14 protein-coding genes are annotated in these 20,815 nt (G+C 65.9%); 8 read left to right on the plus strand and 6 right to left on the minus strand.

Features of this window, described 5'->3' with window-relative positions:
• Positions 1–431: 431 nt before the first annotated feature.
• The 5 genes from SOM28_RS00885 to SOM28_RS00905 all read left to right on the plus strand — a co-directional run bounded on the left by SOM28_RS00885 (position 432) and on the right by SOM28_RS00905 (position 7,585).
• Entirely contained in the window at positions 432–1,658 is a 1,227-nt protein-coding gene (locus SOM28_RS00885; protein ID WP_320466868.1) for a hypothetical protein, read from the plus strand.
• A gap of 169 nt (positions 1,659–1,827) precedes the next feature.
• Entirely contained in the window at positions 1,828–3,129 is a 1,302-nt protein-coding gene (locus SOM28_RS00890; protein ID WP_320466869.1) for a sugar MFS transporter, read from the plus strand.
• 263 nt (positions 3,130–3,392) lie between these two features.
• Positions 3,393–5,525 carry a TonB-dependent receptor gene (locus SOM28_RS00895; protein WP_320466870.1) on the plus strand — a complete coding sequence of 711 codons (2,133 nt, stop codon included), beginning with the start codon at positions 3,393–3,395 and terminating at the stop codon, positions 5,523–5,525.
• A gap of 186 nt (positions 5,526–5,711) precedes the next feature.
• The gene (locus SOM28_RS00900) at positions 5,712–6,992 is read left to right on the plus strand and encodes a type II toxin-antitoxin system HipA family toxin (RefSeq protein ID WP_320466871.1); all 1,281 of its coding nucleotides are present in this window, start codon (positions 5,712–5,714) and stop codon (positions 6,990–6,992) included.
• Positions 6,993–6,994: 2 nt separating this feature from the next.
• The gene (locus tag SOM28_RS00905; RefSeq protein ID WP_147934149.1) at positions 6,995–7,585 is read left to right on the plus strand and encodes a helix-turn-helix domain-containing protein; all 591 of its coding nucleotides are present in this window, start codon (positions 6,995–6,997) and stop codon (positions 7,583–7,585) included.
• Positions 7,586–7,655: 70 nt separating this feature from the next.
• Here the strand turns inward: SOM28_RS00905 and SOM28_RS00910 are convergent, their stop codons facing one another.
• The 3 genes from SOM28_RS00910 to SOM28_RS00920 form a co-directional block, all read right to left on the minus strand.
• Positions 7,656–8,324, minus strand: a complete 669-nt coding sequence (locus SOM28_RS00910; RefSeq protein ID WP_320466872.1) for a type 1 glutamine amidotransferase domain-containing protein — start codon at positions 8,322–8,324, stop codon at positions 7,656–7,658.
• A gap of 56 nt (positions 8,325–8,380) precedes the next feature.
• The gene (locus SOM28_RS00915) at positions 8,381–8,680 is read right to left on the minus strand and encodes a DUF1330 domain-containing protein (RefSeq protein ID WP_123069325.1); all 300 of its coding nucleotides are present in this window, start codon (positions 8,678–8,680) and stop codon (positions 8,381–8,383) included.
• A gap of 122 nt (positions 8,681–8,802) precedes the next feature.
• Positions 8,803–9,957: an FAD binding domain-containing protein gene (locus tag SOM28_RS00920; RefSeq protein ID WP_320466873.1), complete on the minus strand. Its 1,155-nt coding sequence runs from the start codon at positions 9,955–9,957 to the stop codon at positions 8,803–8,805.
• Positions 9,958–10,178: 221 nt separating this feature from the next.
• Here SOM28_RS00920 and SOM28_RS00925 point away from each other — a divergent pair, with 221 nt between their 5' ends.
• Positions 10,179–10,427, plus strand: coding sequence for a hypothetical protein (locus tag SOM28_RS00925; RefSeq protein WP_320466874.1), 249 nt, complete (start codon positions 10,179–10,181; stop codon positions 10,425–10,427).
• 30 nt (positions 10,428–10,457) lie between these two features.
• Here the strand turns inward: SOM28_RS00925 and SOM28_RS00930 are convergent, their stop codons facing one another.
• Together SOM28_RS00930 and SOM28_RS00935 are read right to left on the minus strand one after the other, a co-directional pair.
• Positions 10,458–11,312 carry a phosphate/phosphite/phosphonate ABC transporter substrate-binding protein gene (locus SOM28_RS00930; RefSeq protein WP_320466875.1) on the minus strand — a complete coding sequence of 285 codons (855 nt, stop codon included), beginning with the start codon at positions 11,310–11,312 and terminating at the stop codon, positions 10,458–10,460.
• A gap of 26 nt (positions 11,313–11,338) precedes the next feature.
• On the minus strand, positions 11,339–13,636 hold the full coding sequence (locus tag SOM28_RS00935) for a putative bifunctional diguanylate cyclase/phosphodiesterase (RefSeq protein ID WP_320466876.1): 2,298 nt from the start codon (positions 13,634–13,636) through the stop codon (positions 11,339–11,341).
• 150 nt (positions 13,637–13,786) lie between these two features.
• Here SOM28_RS00935 and SOM28_RS00940 point away from each other — a divergent pair, with 150 nt between their 5' ends.
• Positions 13,787–16,093 (plus strand): FG-GAP-like repeat-containing protein, encoded by a 2,307-nt coding sequence (locus SOM28_RS00940; protein ID WP_320466877.1) that lies wholly within the window; start codon positions 13,787–13,789, stop codon positions 16,091–16,093.
• Positions 16,094–16,137: 44 nt separating this feature from the next.
• Here the strand turns inward: SOM28_RS00940 and SOM28_RS00945 are convergent, their stop codons facing one another.
• Positions 16,138–17,265 carry a metallophosphoesterase gene (locus SOM28_RS00945; protein ID WP_320466878.1) on the minus strand — a complete coding sequence of 376 codons (1,128 nt, stop codon included), beginning with the start codon at positions 17,263–17,265 and terminating at the stop codon, positions 16,138–16,140.
• A 343-nt stretch (positions 17,266–17,608) separates the two neighbouring features.
• Here SOM28_RS00945 and SOM28_RS00950 point away from each other — a divergent pair, with 343 nt between their 5' ends.
• A complete protein-coding gene (locus SOM28_RS00950; protein ID WP_320466879.1) occupies positions 17,609–20,803 on the plus strand; it encodes a TonB-dependent receptor in 3,195 nt (1,064 codons plus the stop codon).
• Positions 20,804–20,815: the final 12 nt, after the last annotated feature.

Raw genomic sequence — 20,815 nt, forward strand, 5'->3', positions numbered from 1 at the left:
GCGCCGAGCGCGCCGGCAAGCATGGGGCGCATTGAGCAGCGTCCGAGATCGCTGTCTTGTCCGGATCGACCCCATGCGCCAGGCAGGGCGCCCTGTGCGGCGTCGTCACCTTGAATGGTGAACCTGGTCCTGTATTCCCACGACGATGACGTCATTGGCCTGGCCGTGTCGGTCATCGAGGGCAATCGCAGGCCACTTCGACCTCGGGAGCTTGCACATCGCGCGACATGGATCGCCCGATATCAAGTTCTGCTGCGCCGTCAATAGACCGTAGGCCCGGGATTCTTCGTCAATTGCGCCATCGCCCGCTCGACGCCGGCCGCGGCGCGCCGATCATCACTCAGGACATCTACGTGAATTTGAACTACACCATTACCCCGCAAGACCTCGATTCGACAAGGGCGGCGCTTTCAGCTCGCATGAGCGCTCGCATGAAAATGAAGACGATGACTGGCCTGTGCGCCGCCCTGGCCGGCATCGCGGTCCTCGCATCCGCCCCCGCTCAAGCCCAGGAGATCGGGAGCGCGCAGGAGGAAGCGGCATCGCCGCTGACGATCGGCGGCGCGATCCGCTTCAATTACGGCCACAAGAGCTGGGACAAGGATCGCCGCAGCGGTTTCGTCGGCCTCGACACGGCGCGCCTGGACGTCAACTACGACGACGGCCGGATGATCGGCTCGGCGCAGTACCGCTACAATAATTACCCGAAGGGGCAGGGCGACTACTGGCAGCATTTCCTGCGCCATGCCTGGGGCGGCGTGCGCTTCGACGACAAGAGCGAACTGCATGTGGGCCTGGACAGCAATCCCTTCGGCCTGCTGCCGTTCGCCTCGAATAACTTCTACGAGTCGATCGCCTTCTATGCCGGCTTCGAAGACAAATACGACCTCGGCGTGAAATACATCAGCCGCCCCGGCCCTGTCGAATGGCAGCTCGCCTTCTTCCCGCGCGATGGCGGTTCCTACGGCGGCGGCAGCAATACGGCGGGCGCCTCGAACCGCTATTCCTACAATATCGTCAAGGATGACGATGAGCAGGGCTACGGCACCGGCCAGACCGACAGCGAGCGCAACACCCTGGTGGGGCGCGTGGTCTGGAACCTGGGGCCGGAAGGCCGCCACCAGTTCGGTTTTTCCGGCCTGACCGGCGAGATCGACAACGGCCGCGGCACCGACACCCGGCGCCACGCCGGGGCGGTCCACTATCGCGGCAGCTATGGCCGCGTCAATGTGATGCTGCAATCGATGCGCTATAGCTACCGCACCGCCCACGGTCCCGAGCAGACCTATGGCGGCCTGGACCCCAACAGCTTCGTCCTGGTCGGCGGTTTCGGCTATCCGTTCCCGGTCGCATCAAAGGGCGACATCCATATCGCCAACATCAGCTACGACCTTCCCGGCAGGATCGGCCCGTTCAGCGGGTTCAAGGTCTACAACGACTACAGCGTCCTGAAAAAGCGCAGCGGCGACTACCGGGACTCGGTGCAGAACGTGACCGGGATGAGCTTCGGGGCAGGGAAGTGGTCGTTCTATGCGGACCTGATGATGGGCAAGCACCATCCCTATCTGTCGCCCGATCTGGGCGGCCTGGCTGCGACCTCGTCCGCGCACCAGGGGTTCACGCGGCGCATCAATCTGCAGGCTGGTTACTACTTCTGAGGCCTGCGAGAAGCGGGGAGTGATATCAAAACGGGTATCGATCTCGTCAAATTCTTGATTGGAATGCCATCACGAAAGGCTCTACGATGCGGGACCGGTCCGTCGGCGCCAGCCGCGAGCGGACCGGAGCGTTGCAGCATTCCGATCGATCCGTTTGAAGGAGTCTTCCATGCCCGGTCCCACTGCCGCTTCCGGCACAGCTTCCACCGTACCCGGATCGGTGAGGGTCAGCAGCTTCGCCGTCATGTCGCTGCTGTCGAGCCTGTTCTTCATCTGGGGCTTCATCACCGTCATCAATAACACCCTGCTGCCGCACCTGCGCAGCGTGTTTGACCTGAGCTATACCCAGACGACGCTGATCGAATCGGTCTGGTTCGCCGCTTACTTCATCGCGTCGATCCCGTCGGCGCGGCTGATCGAGCGCGTCGGCTACAAGCGGGCGATCGTGACCGGCCTGGCCATCATGGCCGTGGGCTCCCTGTTGATGGTCCCGGCCGCGCGGCTGCCATCGTATGGCGTCACCCTGTTCGCGCTGTTCGTCATCGCCAGCGGCATCACCTTGCTGCAGGTGTCGGCCAACCCCTACGTGACCGTGGTAGGCTCGCCAGAAACAGCCTCGTCGCGCCTGAACCTGGTCCAGGCCTTCAACTCGCTCGGCACGACGCTGGCGCCGCTGTTCGGCGCCTATCTGATCCTGGGGCGTTCGAACTCCGGCACCGCCCAGGCGAACACGGTCCTTACCCAGGCCGAGCGCCTCGCCGATGCCCAGGCGGTCCAGCTGCCCTACCTTATCGTGGCGGGCGTGCTGGTATTGCTGGCGGTGGCGATCGCGCGTTTCCCGCTGCCGGCGCTGCATGCCGGCACGCGCCGCGTCAGCAAGGAAGTGCGCGCCACGCTGTCGCTGTGGCGCCACCGGAACCTGGTGCTCGGCATCCCGGCGATCTTCATCTACCTGATCGCGGAAATCGGCGTCGCCAACCTGTTCATCAACTTCGTGGCGCTGCCGGAGATCGGCAACCTGAGCCACGAGCAGGGCGCCCATTACCTGTTCCTGATGTGGGGCGGCATGATGGTTGGGCGTTTTGCCGGCAGCGTCCTGATGCGCCGGGTGGCAGCGCAGCACGTGCTGGCGATGGCCAGCATCGGCGCCTTCATGGTCATGCTGGTCGCCGCGCTGGGAACCGGCCAGGTCGCGCTATGGGCGCTGGTCTCGGTCGGCCTGTTCCATTCGGTGATGTTCCCGACCATCTTCACGCTGGGTATCCGGGGCCTGGGGCCGCTCACCGAGGAGGGCGCGGGCCTGCTGATCATGGCCATTGCCGGTGGGGCGCTGGTCATCGCGCAAGGCTGGCTCGCCGATACCGTCGGGCTGCAACTGTCGTTCCTCCTGACGGCGGCATGCGAGCTGTACGTGCTGTTCTACGCCGTGTGGGGAGCGCGAGGCGGCAGCCATGCCGGCCGGCCGGACTGAAGGGGGGCAGCAGTCAGATCATCGGCGAGAGGATCTGGCTGCGCGCCGCCCCAGGACAGCGCCAAGGGCCCCGTAAGACGCTGCCGCAGTCCTTCTTTTCGAGGGTTGACAAGGCGGTGTATCCATCAAGAATATTGTGATTGATTATGCAAATGAGTATAATTCTCACTTGCATTCAATGTCAATTCTTACTGGACCTCTTCATGACCAAGCTTCGGACTCCGCCATCTGCCCAATCCAATCGTCCCACGGAACTGTGCCTGATGATCGGCAGGGTCTGGGGCACCGCCTTCGCCGCCGCGCCCATCGCCCTGCTGGCCGGCGCCGTGCACGCCCAGGACGCCGCGACGCCGCAGATCGAGCAAGTGCTGGTGACCGGCGCCCGCACGCTGGACGAGGCGCCCTACATGAATGGCGGCGTGGCGCGCCGCGGCGGCGTTGGCGTGCTCGGGGCAAGCGACATCATGGATACGCCGTTCAGCACGACCAACTACACCTCGCAGCTGCTGGAAGACCAGCAGGCGCGCACGCTGGCCGACGTGCTCGTCAACGAAGCCTCGGTGCGGGTGCAGACCTCGACCTCCGGCTTCAGCGAGGACTTCCAGATCCGCGGCTTCGGCGTCGGCAGCGGCGACGTCGGCGTGAACGGCCTGTACGGGCTGGCCTCGGGCAACCGGATGCCGGCGGCGATGATGGAGCGCGTCGAAGTGCTGAAAGGCCCGGGAACGCTCATGTATGGCATCCCCCCAGGCGGCAGCGTCGGCGGCAGCATCAATATCGTCACCAAGCGCGCGGGCGACCAGCCGCTGACCCGCATCACCGGCACCTTCGAAAGCAAGTCGATCTTCGGCACCCACGTGGACGTCGGCCGCCGCTTCGGCGATGCCGGCCAGTGGGGTGTGCGCTTCAACGGCGTCTACCGCAATGGCGACAACACGCTCGACCACAGCAAGACCGAATCCGGCCTGGCCGCGCTGACGCTCGACTACCGTTCCTCGAATCTGCGCTGGGTGGTCGATGCCTATGCCCAGCGCGAGGACACCGACGGTTTCCGCGGCCAGTCCGGCTTCCGTCCCAACGTGACGCGGATCCCGGATGCGCCCTCCGGCAAGAGCGCGATGTATCCGGGCGTCGAACTCGCGATGCGCGATTCGACCATTTCGTCGCGGCTGGAATACGACCTGGCCCCGAACGTGATGCTGTACGCCGCCGCCGGCTACCACTACAACGCCTATGAGCAGGACTTCCCAGCCGCGCGCGGCAACGATGCGATCGACATGGCGGGCAATCTGCGCATCACCAATGCATGGTACGACGCCGCCACCCGCAACAAGACCGGCGAGGTCGGCGCCCGCGCCACCGTCGAGGGGCTGGGCGTGAAGCACCTGTTCACCGTCTCGGCCTCGCGCCTGGAACAGGAGTCCGGCAGCTTCTACCTGCCCGGGCCGGCCAGCGCCGCGGTGAATTCGAACATCTATCATCCGGTGCCGCTGCCGGCCATGACCGGGGTACGCGAGTCGCCGACCACGACCTCGGGCACGGAGCTGTCCAGTATCGCCCTCACCGATACCCTGTCGTTCTTCGACAACCGGGTGCTGGTGACCGGCGGCGTGCGCAAGCAGAAGGTCGTCGCGAAGAATATCGCACCGACCGGAGCCAGCACGACCTCGTACGACGAGAGCGCGACCTCGCCGCTGCTCGGGATCGTGGTCAAGCCGATGGCCAATGTGTCGTTGTACACCAACTTCACGTCCGGCCTGACGCGCGGTGGGACGGCGCCCCAGACGGCGGCGAATGCAGGCGAGGTGTTCGCCCCGTATAAATCGAAGCAGTACGAGGCCGGCGTGAAGGTCGAGCAGGGCAAGCTCCTGACCGGCATCTCCGTGTTCCAGATCGATCGTCCGAACGCCGTCACCGATCCGGTCACCACGATCTACAGCATGGACGGCAACCAGCGTAACCGCGGCCTGGAACTGTCGGCCATGGGCGAGGTCGTGCGCAACCTGCGCCTGATGGCCAGCGCGACCTTCTATGACGCCGAACTGCAGAAAACCCAGGGCGGCGTGAACGAGGGCAACGACGCCAATGGCGTGCCGAAGCGCGCCCTCAGCGCCGGCCTCGACTGGGATCTGGTACAGGTGCCGGGCCTGAGCTTCAATGCCCGCGCCATCCACACCTCGGACATCCCGTTCAACGCCGCCAACACGCTGTTCCTGCCGTCCTGGACCCGCTTCGATATCGGCGCCCGCTACCGCACCAGCCTGATGGGCCGTCCTGTCATCCTGCGCGCCAGCGTCGAGAACGTCGCCGACAAGGCCTATTGGCTGGCCAACGGCACCTTCGCCAGCGCAGCCGCGTCGCGCACCGCGCTGATGTCGGCGCAGTTCGATTTCTAGGGATGCGCCTGAGGCTCGACGCAGGACAGGAGTGAAAATTGCCGGCTGACGCCGGCAATTTTTTATTCGGACTCAAGAATGTGTCAGGTGCAAATATGGCCGTATGCTATCTGCTGTCCGGTGCACAAACTAGCTGCTATACTGGTTTCAGGATCATTTAGTGCACTTTCAGGGTGTTGACCGAATATGGACTGCCATATCGAGATTTTCCAGGACGGCCAGTGGATGGCAGCTGCCACTGCGAGCTTTTCAGACATCGTCCACAACGGCTTCAGGGCCAACGATTGCGTATTCGAGTACGATTTGCCCTACGCTTTCGGTAACGCGCCGTCTCCGGTCTCGCTCGTCCTTCCAGTCGATGCCAGTCGCCATGTCCGCGAGGCCTGGCCGACGTTTTTGTACGACCTCGTACCGCAAGGGAATGGTCGCAAGTTCCTCCTCGATCATCTCAAGCTTCCCGATGCCCAGGCGTCCGATCTCCCGCTGCTCTGCGCAGGCGCCTTCAATCCCATCGGCCGACTGCGGGTCAGGGAAGCCGTGCATTATTACGAGCAGCATGTCGGACGCCATGATGTTGCTGCCGCGGGTTTCGATTTCGATGAATTGCTCGCACGTTCGGCAGACTTCCATGAAGTGATGATGGTCCATGGCATGCTGGCGGCAGGTGGCACTGGCGTGCAGGGAGTCGCCCCCAAATACCTGTTGACCGAAGGGCATGACGGCAAATGGTATCCGGATGCGACGCTCTCCGACGACCGTGCCCGGCGCCATTACATTGTCAAGCGACCACGCGGGTCATCCGAAGACGATCGCAAGGTGTTGCGCAACGAAGCCGGCTATATGGAAGTCGCTCACCGACTTGGCATCCGTACCTTCGACCTGCCGACATGGCATGAAAACACCTTGTTCGTTCCTCGCTTCGACCGCCGCGCACGGGACGGATGCGTAGAGCGCTTTCACCAGGAGAGCGTGGCCTCGATCGCCGGACTGGCCGGTTTCGGTACCCAGGCCAACCAGTTCGAACTGCTGGAGGCAGTACGCAAGGTCGTGGACGATCCGACCGAAGAGACCATCGAGTTCATCCGGCGCGACGTGCTCAACCTGGCCATGCGCAATACCGATAACCATGCTCGCAACACAGCGGTGCAATCTGCCGATGGTATCGTTCGCCTGACGCCCCTGTTCGATTTCGCACCGATGTACCTGGACCCCGAAGGCATCACCCGCTCGGCGCGCTGGTATCACCGTGAAACACGCAAGGAACTTCGGCACTGGACGGACATCCTGGATCACCTGGCCTTGTCCGGTCCGGAGCATGCGCAGGTGGTGGACGCCCTGGTCCGATTTGGCGAACAACTGGCGACCTTGCCCAACTACATGCGCGAGGCAGGCATCGACAATGACATCGTCGAATTCGTCAAACCCAGCGTCGAAGCGCAACGAACCCACATCCTGGCCTTGAGGTAGTCATGAGCAGAAGAAAACCGATCGACAAGACGCAGATTCGGGAGCGACGCAATCGCATGCTTGCGTCCGCAGCCGCCGCCAGGCTGTCACTCACCGAGGGCGTACGTGAGATGCGGGCGATTTCCGGGATGACGCAAGAGGAGTTCGCGCGACACCGCGGCGTCAGCGCCAGGGTAATCAAGGCAATCGAACTGGGACAGGGCAATCCGACGATGGCGACGCTGAATCGCATCGGCCAGTTCTTCGGTCTGGAGGTGGCATTCGTTCCGGTGATGCGCGAAGCGCAGGACAACGGTGTCCTGCAACCTGCCGACGATCTTGCTGCGATGGCGAGCGACGATGCCAGCGTGTCGAAAGCGATACTCATCCAGTTCAAGCATGATAGGGACAACGCCGCCGCTGGCATGCACGAAATTGCGGAGGCTATTGCCGAGTTCAAGCATCAGATGAATGCCGCTTTGCAGCAACTTAAACAGACGGCCGCTATGGGCGATTCGACCCAGCTGCCTGGGCCGGGAAACAGCACCGTGCCTGATGACACCGCCACGACCAAACCGCTTGTCCGTACAAGAAAGAAGCTGCGCTCACCCTGATGCAGGCAACAGTCGGACTACGTCGGACGGTCGAGGTTCCTGGTGGGTGTGGCGATGCCGTTCTACCTCGTCAGCCCAGCGCTTTCACGATCTCTTCCGCCAGCGGACCGGCCGAGGCGGGATTTTGCCCCGTCATCAGTCGGCCGTCGACGATCACCTTGACCTGCCAGGGATCGGCCGCCGAGAACTGCGCGCCTTCCGCCACCAGCGCATCCTCGAGCATGAAGGGCACGTCTGCCTTCGCGTAGTTTTCTTCTTCGCGGTTCGAGAAGGCGGTGAGCTGGCGGCCCTTGATGAGCGGCGCGCCATCCTCGGTCTTCACCCCGAGCAGGGCGCAGGGGCCATGGCAGACCGCGGACACGATCAGGCCGGCGTTCCAGGCGCGCGCCAGGGCCTGCTTCACGTCGGGATTCGTGACCAGGTCCGCCATCGGGCCCAGGCCGCCGGGGACGAAGACGGCGTCGTAGTCGAGCACGTCCACTTCGGCCAGGCGGCGGCTGCGCGCCAGGCGGCGGATCGACTTGCTGTTGCGGTAGGCCGCTTGGGCCGGGTCGCTCTCGTCGTAGCCGTCGTCCGACGGCGCGCCGCCCAGCGGCGAGCAGTATTCGACCGCCACCCCGTGCCGTTCGAACACCTCGACCGGGTGCGCGATCTCGGGGAAGAAGTAGCCTGTCGGGCGCTTGTGCGGACCGATTTCATGGGTGTTGGTCACGATGAACAGGACGTGCTTCATGCTCATGAGGTTCTCCTGGAAAGTGAATGGTCCGGCCGGGGAGTGGGGGCAGGTAAGGCCGCTTACTGCGCGGCGTCGCTGCCCTCGACCAGCAGCATCCGGTAGTCGGCGCCAAGGTGGCGGTGCTCGCGCGCCTGCCGGTAGGCCGGGCTGTCATACCATGCCCGCGCCGCCGCCATGTCGGGAAAGCGCAGGATGGCGACGCCCTCGGCGGCTGGGCCCTCCAGCACCTCGAGCGCGCCATAGAAGGCGAGCCGGGTGATGTCGTGGCCGGCGCGCGCGGCGGGCGCCGTTTGCGCGTACTGGTCCATCTGGGCCTGGTCGGTGGTTTTTTCGCGGATGAAGACGACGTATGCTGACATGGATTCCTCTTTGGTTCGGCGTTCGCCGACAGGTCATCGGCGCCATGTCAGCATAATCGTCATCGCCCGGCGATGAAAGTTAAAGACGGTAAATCCTGCGGGTATGAATCGCGATCCATTTTTCACCGTGAAGCATCGGCTGGTACGGAGCCGATGATCCGGTCGCCCATGCGCCGCCCCGCCTCGAGCATCAGGCGGCCGGTGCGCAGCTGCAGCGTTTCCCACTCGCGCAGCCGCTCTTCGACCGGCACCTCGGTGCGCTGCAGGGCCTGGGCCAGGAACAGCGCATTGGCCGCAGCCTTGGCCGCGCCGCCAGCCGTATGCGGGCGCGGCACCGAGGCGGCGTCGCCCACCAGCACCACCCGGCCCGACACCATGCGCGGACTGTCCAGGTCCAGGATCGCCTGCACGAACGGTTCTGCGGTGAGCGCGACCAGGCGCGCGAACGGCGGCGCCAGGTTGCCTGCGGCGTCTTCGCGCAGCGCCGCCGCGTGCTCGGGCCGCAGCGCGCCGGGCGGCAGCGAGAACGCGTGCTGGCGGCCCGCGACGTTGGTCATCACGCCGGCCAGGCGCTCCGACACCAGCTTGCGGTGCCAGACCCAGTTCCAGCGCCGTGCGCCGGGCGCGAGCGAGCGGTCCTCGCCCGGCACCAGGTCTTCGAGGAATATGTGGTCCGGGCCCTGCTGGAAGGCGAACACGCCGTCCAGCAGGGCGCGGTCGATGGCGCCGAGCGCCGGCTCGGGCACCAGGCCGCGCCAGGCGACGTAGCCGGCGTAGTCGGGCGCCAGCGCCGGCAGCAGTTGCCGGCGCACCGTCGAGCGCGCGCCGTCGGCGCCGACCAGCAGGTCGCCGGTCTCGCTGCGCCCGCCGGCGAAATGGGCGCGCACCTGGCCGCCCGCCTGCTCGAAGCGCAGCAGGGTTTCGCCGGCATGCACCTGCGTGTCCGGCAGCGCGGCGCGCATCAGCGCGTGCAGCATATTCCACGAGGTCTGGGTTTGCGGCTGGTAGCCGCGCTGCACGACCTTGCCGTCGCGGTCGAGGAAGATGCGGTCCCCGGACGCCACGCCCAGCGCGCCGGGATGGCGCAGGCCCGCGAAGTGGAAGGCGTGCAGCACGTCGGGCTGCAGCACGATGCCGCCGCCGCGGCTGTCCAGGGCGTGCGGCGAACGCTCGAACACGTCCACCCGCCAGCCGATGGCGCGCAGGGTGAGCGCGGTAAACAGGCCGCCGAGGGAGCCGCCGATGATGATGGCGCGCGGTGCGGTGATGTCGGTCATGGCGGCTCCGGATGATCAGGGTAAGCACATTATCCGCAGGCTGCGCACCGCCGCCTATCGGCGCATCGGATAGGGCGGGGCATACCTGGGTATGAGTCCGCCGCGTCACGAGACTGGAACTCCGTCGCATTTATTGTCGCGCGGCAATGCTGCTTGTCGGCGCCGGGGCTAGGATGCAGTAACGGTCCGGGCGCCGGTCCGGTCGAGGAGGTAACTCTGCCATGGTGCATGACAAGTCCGTCAGCGAAGTCGCCGCCGAGCTGCGGCAAGTGTGGCGCGCAGCGTCCGGATTCCTGCTCAGTATCGAGCTGTGGCTGATGGTGCTGGTGGCCGCCAGCATGGTCGCCGGGTTCTGGCTGGCCTTCATGGGCCAACCATGCTGCCTGCTGGCCTTCGGTTTCGCGCTCGGCTACCCGGCGCTACGGGTCGTCCTGCACCTGAAGGGGCGACTCGCCTGGCCGTTCTTCTGAGACTGCCGGCTGGCGCGCCTCCCATCCACCTCAATAAATCTCGTGGACGATCCGGTAATCGCGGTCCGACACCGGCACGAAGCGCGCGACGTTCAGCTTGTCCAGCACGTCGGCGCTCTGCGGGCCGCCGCGGTTGAAGAAAGCGCCGCGTATCTTCTCCTGCAAGTCGTCGCATAGCTGGCCCCTGAACACGAAGGGGTCGGTCGGGATCGGGCCGGAGCGCCATACGACCCGGATCTGGCGCTCCCTGGCTGGATTCGAGGCCATCTCCGTCGCCAGGTTCTGGCTGCCGACGAAGGCGGCGTCGATCTGGCCGGCCAGCACCCGGTTGATCGACTGGGTATGGCTGCCCGAATAGCCGACCTGGGAAAAATACGCTTCCAGCGGCCTGCCGACCTGTTTCGCGAATACGTGGCGCGGGATCAGGGCGCCCGAGGTGCTCTCGGGATCGACCAGGGCCAGGCGTTTTCCGCGCAGGGCCCCGACGTCCGCGAGCGCGCTGCCGGCCCGGACGATAAGCAGCGAATGATAGGACGCGCCGGCCGGCTGGAACCTGCTCGCCTTGTTCGCATAGTTGGCGAACGGCGTGAGCATGGGATCGGCGCGCCTGGCGGACACGTAGGACGCGGGCCCCAGCCGCGCCAGGTGGACCGCGCCGGACAGCAGGGCTTCGACCACCGCCCCGTACGAGGGCGCCGCATAGATCTCCACCGGGATGCCCAGCGCCGCCCGCAACTGGTCGAGCAGCGGCTGCAGATCCGCGATTTCCTTCCGGACGTCGCCGCGCGGGATCATGGAAAAGCGCAGCCGGTCCGGCCGTTCGCAGGCTGCCGCCAGCGCCGGTGCGCCAAGGGCGCCCAGGGCCGCGAGGAGCGGGAGCTGCATGGCTGTCCGGCGGCGGAGAATGGATGTCATGTCGGCTGGAATGATAGGTACTGCTTGTGGAGGAGCGGCGCGATCTGCGCCGCGGCGCACGGCCGCTGCAGGTAGAAGCCCTGCACCTGGTCGCATCCGGCGGCCTTCAGGTGCACCAGTTGGTCGCGCGTCTCGACGCCTTCGGCCACCACGGTCAGGCCCAGGTTGTGGGCCAGCGAGATGGTCGACGCGACGATCACCGCATCGTTGGTGTCGTTGCGGATGTCGCGGATGAAGGAGCGGTCGATCTTGACGGTATGGATCGGGAACTGCTTCAAGCGGGACAGGCCAGAGAAGCCGGTGCCGAAGTCGTCGAGCGCCATCCGGATGCCGGCGCCGGCAAGGGCGTCGAGGTTGCGCTGCGCCAGTTCCGCATCCTCGATCAGGCTGCTCTCGGTGAGTTCGATCTCGATCAGCTCGGGTGCGATGCCGTGCAGGGCCAGCGCGCCCAGGAAGTCTTCCAGCAGCCGTTCGTCGCGCAACTGGCGCGCCGAGACGTTGATCGCCACCGGCACCAGCGGCACGCCGTCCGCCCGCCACTGCGCCAGCTGGCGGCACACGGCGTCGATGATCCAGCGCCCCAGCGGCGCGATGAAGTCCTGTTCCTCGGCCAGGGGGATGAAGTCGCCCGGGAAGATCAGGCCATGGTCGGGGTGCTGCCAGCGGACCAGGGCTTCCAGGCCGACGATCTGCAAGGTGTCGAGGGTCAGTTTGGGCTGGAAGTGCAGGCAGAATTCGCCGTCCTGGATGGCCGGCCTGAAGCGCGCGGCGAGTTCCGAATGCAGCGCATTGGAAGCGTTCAGCGAGGCGTCGTAGAAGCTGAAGAAGCCGCGCCCGCGCGCCTTGACGCTGTACATGGCCTGGTCGGCATGCAGCAGCAGCGCGTCCAGCTGCTGGCCGTCGCGCGGATACAGCGCAATGCCGACGCTGGGACTCGTTTCGACGTCGTGGCCGTCGAGGTTCGTATAGACCGCCGACAGGCCCTGCACCAGCTTGCCGGCGAGCTGGGCGACGAATTCCTCCGACGGCACCTCGGACAGCAGGACCACGAACTCGTCGCCGCCCAGCCGGGCGACCAGGTCGTACTCGCGCACGGCGCCGCGCAGGCGCGCAGCCACCGCCTTCAAAAGCTGGTCGCCGACGCCGTGGCCCAGGGTGTCGTTGATCACCTTGAAGCGGTCGAGATCGAAGAACAGCAGGGCATACAGGTTGCGGCTGCGCCTGGCCCGCTTCAGTTCCGCCGACGCCATCTCCTGGAACATCCGGCGGTTGGCCAGCCCTGTCAGGTGGTCTTGCGAGGCCAGCGCGAGGGCGCGGCTCTTTTCCTGCTCCAGCTGGGCGATCAGGCGCTGCTTTTCCTGTTCCGAAACGGCCACGGCGCTGTGCAGCCGCTGCTGTTGCCACAGGCCGGCCGCGATGCCGATCGTGATGACCAGCACCAGCAGCGAATAGGCGCCCGCGCGCAGGAAGTACGACCGGTGCTGCGCATCGAGCTGGCCCAGGACGACCGCCGGATCCTGGATCACGGTCACCCGGATCGGGATGTCGGCCAGGACTTCGCGGGCGACGATGGCGCCGGCGGAGGACTCCATCATCCCCGTCGCGCGCGACGCCGTGGGCAACAGGATCCCGCCCTGCATGACCGCCAGCGGCGCGCCGTCCTGGTGGACGATCTCGATGCGTCCTTCCGGCCCCAGGTCGACGTTGCGGTAGCTGCCCAAAAAGTAGCCCAGGTCGACCATCGCGCCGTAGTGGCCCCGGTCTCCGTCGAGGCGGACCAGGAGCGGCAGGCGCCAGGGATACTTGCCGCTCGCGGCGGGGTGTCCGATCGCCATCGCCGGCGCGTCGGGTGGGTCGCCGCCGGTGCGCTCGAGAAGCTGCTGCAGCTCGGGCTCCCGGTCCTGGTTGGCGGACGAGTACGCGAGGGCGCCATCGGCGTCGAACAGCGCGGCGCGCACATAGGCCGAGTCGCCGACCATTTGCGGATTCAGGTGGAGGGCGCTGGACTGCGCCGCATTCGCTTCGCTGGCGGCGATGCGCGCATAGAGCGTGGCCCGGCCCAGCACTTCTTCGAGATTGGTCGCGACGATGAGGACGATGTTTTCGCTGCTGGTGGTCGCCGCCTGGCGCGCGACGGTCTTCTCCTGCTCGGCGCGATCGAAGTAAAAGGCCCAGATCGAGAGCACGATCGTGAGTCCGAGCACGCAGGTCACGGGCAGCAGGGCATTGGGGCTGACCAGTGACAGGACGCGGCGGCGCAGGATGGCGAGTGGAAGAGGGGTGGAGGCAGGCACCGGGCTGTCATTTATCGAACCGAACGAGCCATGCTATCAACGTCACGTGACAGGTCCATGACATGGGGATGTCGGGCGTGCTTGCCGAATTGTCAAGTCTGCTATGCTTTCCGCTTGCATCGCATTTGCAGCTCATGGAGGAACGTATCGATGACGTTTGACCCTTGCGCCAAGCCGCGCAACCCTTGTTGGACCCGGCTCGCCGCCGCCATCGCGCTGGCCGCCACGACGATAGGCGGCAGCGCCGCCCAGGCCCGTGAACCCGCCCAGGCGACGGCGCCGCAATGGCGCCAGCAGACCGACGTATCCAGGCCCACCGCGCGCCACGAGAACGGCTTCGCGGCGGTGGCCGGGCGCCTGATCCTGCTCGGCGGACGCGGCGAGCGGCCCCTGGAGATCTACGACCAGGCCAGCGGGCGCTGGACCAAAGGCGAAGCGCCGCCATTCGAGATCCACCATCTGCAGGGCGTGGAGTTTGAAGGCAAGCTAGTCGTGCTCGGCGCCCTGACCGGCAAGTTCCCGGAGGAGTCTCCGGTGCCGCACGTGCTGATCTACGATCCGGCGGCCGACCGCTGGAGCAAGGGTCCCGGGATTCCGCCGCATCGGCGGCGCGGCGCGAGCGGCGTGGCGGTGCATGACGGGATCATCTACCTGGTCGGCGGCAACCGCCGCGGCCATATGAGCGGCTACGTCGCCTGGTTCGACGCCTTCGACCCGGCCACCGGCCGCTGGATCGAGCTCCCCGACGCACCGCATGCGCGCGACCACTTCCACGCCGCCGTCATCGACGGCAAGCTGTATGCGGCGGGCGGCCGCCGCTCCGCGCACGACCTGGGCAATACCCTGGCGCAGACGGTCGGCGAGGTCGACGTCTACGATTTCAAGACGAAGCGCTGGAGCACGCTCCCTGCGCCGCTGCCGACGCAGCGCGCCGGGACGGCCAGCGCCGTCATCGACGGCAAGCTGGCGGTGATGGGCGGCGAGAGCATGAAGCACGAACACGCGCACCGCGAAGTCGAGGCCTGGGACCCAAAAACCGCCCGCTGGCACACGCTACCCGCCATGCCGGTCGGCCGCCACGGCACCCAGGCCGCCACCCTGGACGGCAAGGTCTATATCGCTGCCGGCAGCGGCAATCGCGGCGGCGGGCCGGAGCTGGACGATCTCTGGCGCATCGAGCCAGGCAAGCCCGGTAAGCCCACTGCGCGCGATCCGGCCTACGATGCCTTCTCCCTGATTCCCGAGGCGCCGGGATCCGGCTGGATCGATGCGACCCTGCTGAATGTGCCGGTCGCACCGGCCCTGCACGCCACCGACTCGGTGTTCATCGACGTCGACCACGACGGCGACCTGGATGTCGTGATCTCGGTGGAGCACGGCGTCAACCGCCTGTACCGCAATGACGGCGGCGGCAAGCTGACATACGTCCCGGATGCTTTCGGCACCCGCATGCACGACAGCGAACACGTGCGCGCCGCCGATTTCAACCGCGACGGCCATATGGACGTGGTGTTCGTGGCCGAGGCGGACGAGAATCACCAGCTCTACCTGGGCGACGGCAGGGGCGGCTTCGTCGACGCCAGCGCGCGCCTGCCGGCCCACAGCCAGGGCAATGGGCTGGCGGTCGGCGACGTCAATGGCGACGGCCTGCCCGACATCTTCATCGGCAGCACCGGCGAGGCGGGCGGCGGCAAGGAGGTGCCGGCCAAGAACCTGCTGTTCCTGGGCGACCCCAAGCGGCCCGGCTATTTCATCGATGCCTCCGCCACCCACCTGCCGCAGGCGAACGACCAGACCGAGGGCGCGGTGCTGGCCGATATGGATGGCGACGGCCACCTCGACCTGGTGCTGGCCAGCCCCAGCCAGCCGAATCGCCTGCTGATCAACGACGGCAAGGGACGTTTCAAGGACGCGTCGGACCGGCTAGAGTTGAAGGTGCCGATGGAGACCCGCGAAGTGCACGTGCTGGACGTGAACGGCGACGGCAAGCTCGATATCGTGTTCTTCAATATCACGAGCAATAACGCCGGCTGGGAGAAGGACCCGCAAACGCGCCTGCTGGTCAACGACGGCAAGGGCAACTACCGCGACGAGACGGAGGCGCGCCTGCCGGCGCACACCTTCTCGAGCTGGGCCGGCACGGTGGTCGATTTCAACGGCGACGGCGCGCCGGATTTGCTGGTCGGGGCGATCCAGGTGCCGGGCTTCGTGCCGCTGCAGCCGCGCGCCTGGCAGAACGACGGCAAGGGCAATTTCAAGGATGTGACCCTGTCCGTGCTGCCGGGCGTGACCGTCGGCCGCAGCTGGAGCATGGGCAGGGGTGATCTCGATGGCGACGGCAAGGATGACGTCTTCATCGGTGGCTGGGGCACCCAGGCGCGCCTGCTGCTCAGCGACATCAAGAAGCACCAGGCGTCGCTGCCGCCGGTGCCGAAACTGGAGAAGCGGTCGCGTTGAGATGTTGTTGAACGCGTGGACGGCTCGGCCGTCCACGCGTTCGATCAACCCGCGCGCTTGAGGACGAACTCCGTGATCTCGGCCGGCACCCCGAGCCGGATCGGGAACCCGTTCCACAGCCCGGTGCCGTTGCTGACATACAGCACCATCCCTCCGACGCGGTAACTGCCCGAGACGTAGCCGCCATTCGCGCGCTTGACCACCTGGTCGACTCCCCGGATCATGCCCCCATGGGTATGGCCCGACAACTGCACGTCGATTCCGGCTTCGGCATTGGCGGCGACGCCGATCGGCTGGTGGCTGAGCAGCACGACCGGCGCATCCGGCGCGGCGCCTTCGAGCGCGCGGCGCGTGTCCGGCCCCTCCATACCGAAGCGCGGCGCCACCCGGTCGGTCACGCCGGCGATCGTCAGGCGGCCGCCATCATGGTCGACGGTGGCGTGGCGGTTGACCAGCACCCGCATGCCCAGTCCTTCGAAGACACCCGTCCAGCGCTCGGCGCCAAAATAGTATTCGTGGTTGCCCAGGCTGGCGATGACGCCGTGGCGCGCCGCCAGGTCGGCCAGCGGCCGCACGTCGCCCGCGCGCGCCTGCGGCGAACCGTCGATCAGGTCACCGGTGATGACGACCAGGTCGGGCCGCAGCGCATTGCTGCGCTCGACCACCTCGCGCACCCAGTCCCCGTGCATCAGGCGGCTGATGTGCAGGTCGGTCAGTTGCACCATGCGGAACCCATCCAGGGCCGGGGGCAGGTCGCGGATCGCCAGCTCGACCCGGCGTACCTCGGGCACCCCGATCGCCTGGCCCACGCCGACCGCCGACAGCAGCGTGCCGGCGGCAAGGACGGCATATCGCAAACGAAGCGTCAGCCGGGCATCGACGGCACGCCCGCGGCGCAGCGCCCAGGCGGCCAGCAGGGCCAGGTCGGCCAGCAGCTGCAGCAGGAGCGCCAGCAGGAAGCTGCAGTACAACCAGCCCAGCAGGATGATGAAGATGCGCGGGATCTCGGGCGAGAACATCGTGCCGAACACCCAGCGCTGGATCATGTGGTGCTGGCAGACCAGCAGCAGGGCGAGTCCCAGGCCGATCCGGGTGAAGCGGTGCAGGGGAAGGGGAACGATCAGGCGCAGTACGAAGTACAGGTAGGCGAGATAAACATAGGGGAAAAACACAGCGGCAACACTCTTGTCTCAGGTTAAGTTGCCGCGATGATATCGCACTCTGCCCAGGGGAACGGGGTCGCACACGGTTTATCGCCGTTTACTAAACTTCGCTAAACTGCGCCCGTTCCGCGAAAGACTGTTGAGTGGAAGTTCTTTCCTTTGTATAAATTCGCTTGTTGTTACACGAAGACCCCTGCTATGCACGCGGCATCACTGTCGTTTAGTAAATCCCTGTGAACGCTATCATTCCAGCGTCCGCGCATCCGGGGAAAGCACGGCATGCCGCTCCATGGAACCCGAAAGGTTCCGCCTAAAAGAAAGCCCGCCACAGGGCACGACAAGGAGACAAACGATGACTTCAAGAACCCAAGCCGCTTCCCGGCAGCAGACCTGCCGCATCACGCCCATCGCCATGGCGGTCGGCGCCGCACTGCTGACCCTTTCCAGCGCCCACGCGCAGACGGCTGCGAGCACCGCAGCGGAACCCGCAGCGCCGGTGGCCCAGCAGGGCGCTGCGCAACCAGAACCGGCGCAGGCGGGCGCACAGCCCGCGGTCCAGCCCAATACCGTGGCACCGGTAACGGTCCAGGTTACCGGCTACCGCTACGCGATCGAGAAAAGCCTCGACCAGAAGCGAGAGGCCAATTCGATCGTCGAGGTGGTCACGGCCGAAGACGTCGGCAAGTTCCCGGACAAGAACGTGGCCGACGCCCTGCAGCGCGTGCCGGGCGTGGTCGTCACCCGCAGCGGCGGCGAGGGCAAGAACGTCTCGGTGCGCGGCCTGTCGTCGGAACTGACGCTGACCCAGTTGAACGGCAACTACGTCGCCACCGCCGAATCGAATGGCGATCCGTCCCGTTCGTTCAACTACACGCTGATGCCGTCGAATATGCTGGCCAGCGCCGAACTGTACAAGACGTCGGAAGCGCGCTTCGACGAAGGCGGCATCGGCGGGACCGTGATCCTGCGCACCCGCCGTCCGCTGGACGTGAAATCGGGTTCCGGCTTCCTGAACGCCGAAGGCACCTGGTCCGACACCACCAAGAAGACCGACCCGCAGATCTCGGGCCAGTACGCCTGGCACGACGAAAGCAACCGCATCGGCGTCCTGATCGGCTACACCCAGCAGAAGCGCACCATCCGCACCATGGGCGGCAGCACCTCCAACTGGCAGTGGTACAGCGACAGCCGCGCCACCAATCCGTCGGTCGACGTCAACGGCCAGCCGAACGGACTGAACTCGTACTGGTGGGGCGAGTCGGGCTTCTACAACCAGGATGGCGACTACTACACCAACTTCGCGCTGCCGACCTCGGTCAACCTGGACGTGGTGACCAATGAACGCGAGCGCAAGGGCGGCCAGCTGACGCTGCAATTCAAGCCGCTGCGCAACCTGAACATGACGGCCAACTACTTCCGCTTCGACTTGAAGCAGAATACGCAGACCAATTCCCTGAAGATCCCGGAATGGAGCATCGCGCGCTTCAACGGCGACGGCAATTATCCGGGCGGCCGCATGCTCGACCACCTGACCTTCGACCCGAGCGGCAGCATCGTCACCGGCGCCCAGTACAGCGCGCGTCCGGGCAAGAACTATTACTGCAGCTCGGCGCAGGCCGGGGCGGCCGGGTTCGCCAATACCGGCGGCTTCGGTCCCGACGACTGCACGATTCCGACCCCGCAGATCGCCGGCAACATCAGCCGCGAAAAAGCATTGTCGCAGACCGCCGACTTCGAACTCGAATGGAAGGGCGAGTCGCTCGACGCCGACATCAAGCTCGGCCGCACCTGGGCCGAGGGCGGTCCGGAAATGACGCTCGGCATGCCGATCAAGCCGCGCCGCCAGAACGCCGACGGCAGCTGGAGCCTGGGCAACCACTTCTCGTCGTGGGACCTCTCCGGCACCCCGACCATGAACTTCTCGCCGGAGCTGATGGCCAACCTGCGCAATGGCATCGGCGAGATCGACCTTGGCTCGACCAGCTCGTCGTGGACCCGCAACAAGACCGACCAGAACTACGCCCAGGCCGACCTGACCTGGCACGTCGACAAGAGCAACTGGCTCGATTCGATCCAGTTCGGCGCCAAGTACCGCGATGGCGGCACCAACCGCCGTACCGGCAACAACTACTGGGTTTGCCAGGGCGCCGACCCGGGCGACTACGACAGCCGCTTCCAGAACGGTTGCGACGTCAATGCCAACAAGTTCCGTCCCGACTTCCTCTACAGCGAAGAGCTGGGCAACCTGACCAACGGGCTGAAAGCGAGCGCCTTCCCGGCGATCAACTATCCGGCCTATATCGCGCACCTGAACAGCACCTACGGCCCGATGCAGACTCGTAACGAGGACAACTTCGTCTACAACGTCGACGAGAAAATCACGTCGATGTACGTCCAGGCCAACATCAAGACCGACCGCCTGCGCGGCAACCTGGGCATGCGCGTGGTGCGCACCCGCCAGCACGCCGATTCGACGGACCAGGTCGATTACTACAACGATTACTTCTTCGACGGTCCCGACGGCAATCCGGCGCCATGCCTGCCGGGCGGCGCGCCTGCCGCCGGCGCGCCGGCCGGTTCGGGCTGCACCAGCGGCTTCACCGTGCTGCCGGACAGCCAGACCAATCCAGCCAGCGGCCACATCTCGACCTTCGTGGTGAGCGCGCTCGACCGTACCTACACCGACTACCTGCCGAGCCTGAACCTGGCCTTCGACCTCACCGACACCCTGCTGCTGCGCGGCGCGGCGTCGAAGGTGGTGGCGCGTCCGAGCTACAACTCGATCGCCGCCCCAGGCAGCCTGCGCAACTTCGGCCAGGAATACGTCGACGATCGCCGCCTGATCGGCGGCGGCGACCAGGTAGGCTGGTTCGGTACGGGCAGCAACAAGGAACTGGACGCCTTCAAGGCCACGCAGTACGACCTGGGCCTCGAGTGGTACTTCACGCGCGGTTCGGTGCTGGGCGCGGCCGTGTTCCGCAAGAACGTGAGCAACTTCGCGGTGCCGGTGGTGCGCGACGTCACCCTGGACATCGGCGGCCAGTCGGTGGCGGTGCAGAACTACAGCACCAGCGCCGGTGGCCGCGATGCGGTGTCCAAGGGCATCGAAGTGTATGCGCAGCACACCTTCGATTCCGGCATTGGCTTCCAGGCGAACTATACGTATAACAAGACCAACCAGGCCGCGATCACCTTGTCCAATGGCCAGCAGATCGGCACCTCGCCGCTGGTGGGCAGCGCCAAGAACCAGGCCAACCTGACCGTGTTCTACTCGGACGACAAGATGATGCTGCGCGCGTCGTACAACCGCCGCGGAGAAGTGGTCAACGGCCTGGTCAACGGCTTGAATGTGTATGACGAGCCGTACAGCCAGGTCGACCTGAACGCCGCCTACAACTTCACCAAGGAACTCAGCCTGACCGCATCGGTGCTGAACCTGACCGAGGAAGAGTCGCGTTCCCGCCTGGGCAACGACACCAAGGCGCGTTACTACTCGAGTGGCTACGCCGGCCGCGTGGCATACGTGGGCCTGAACTACAAGTTCTGAGTTCCGCCGTCG

The organism is Massilia sp. CFBP9026 (assembly GCF_034045165.1).
GTDB classification, from domain to species: Bacteria; Pseudomonadota; Gammaproteobacteria; order Burkholderiales; family Burkholderiaceae_D; genus Telluria; species Telluria arenae.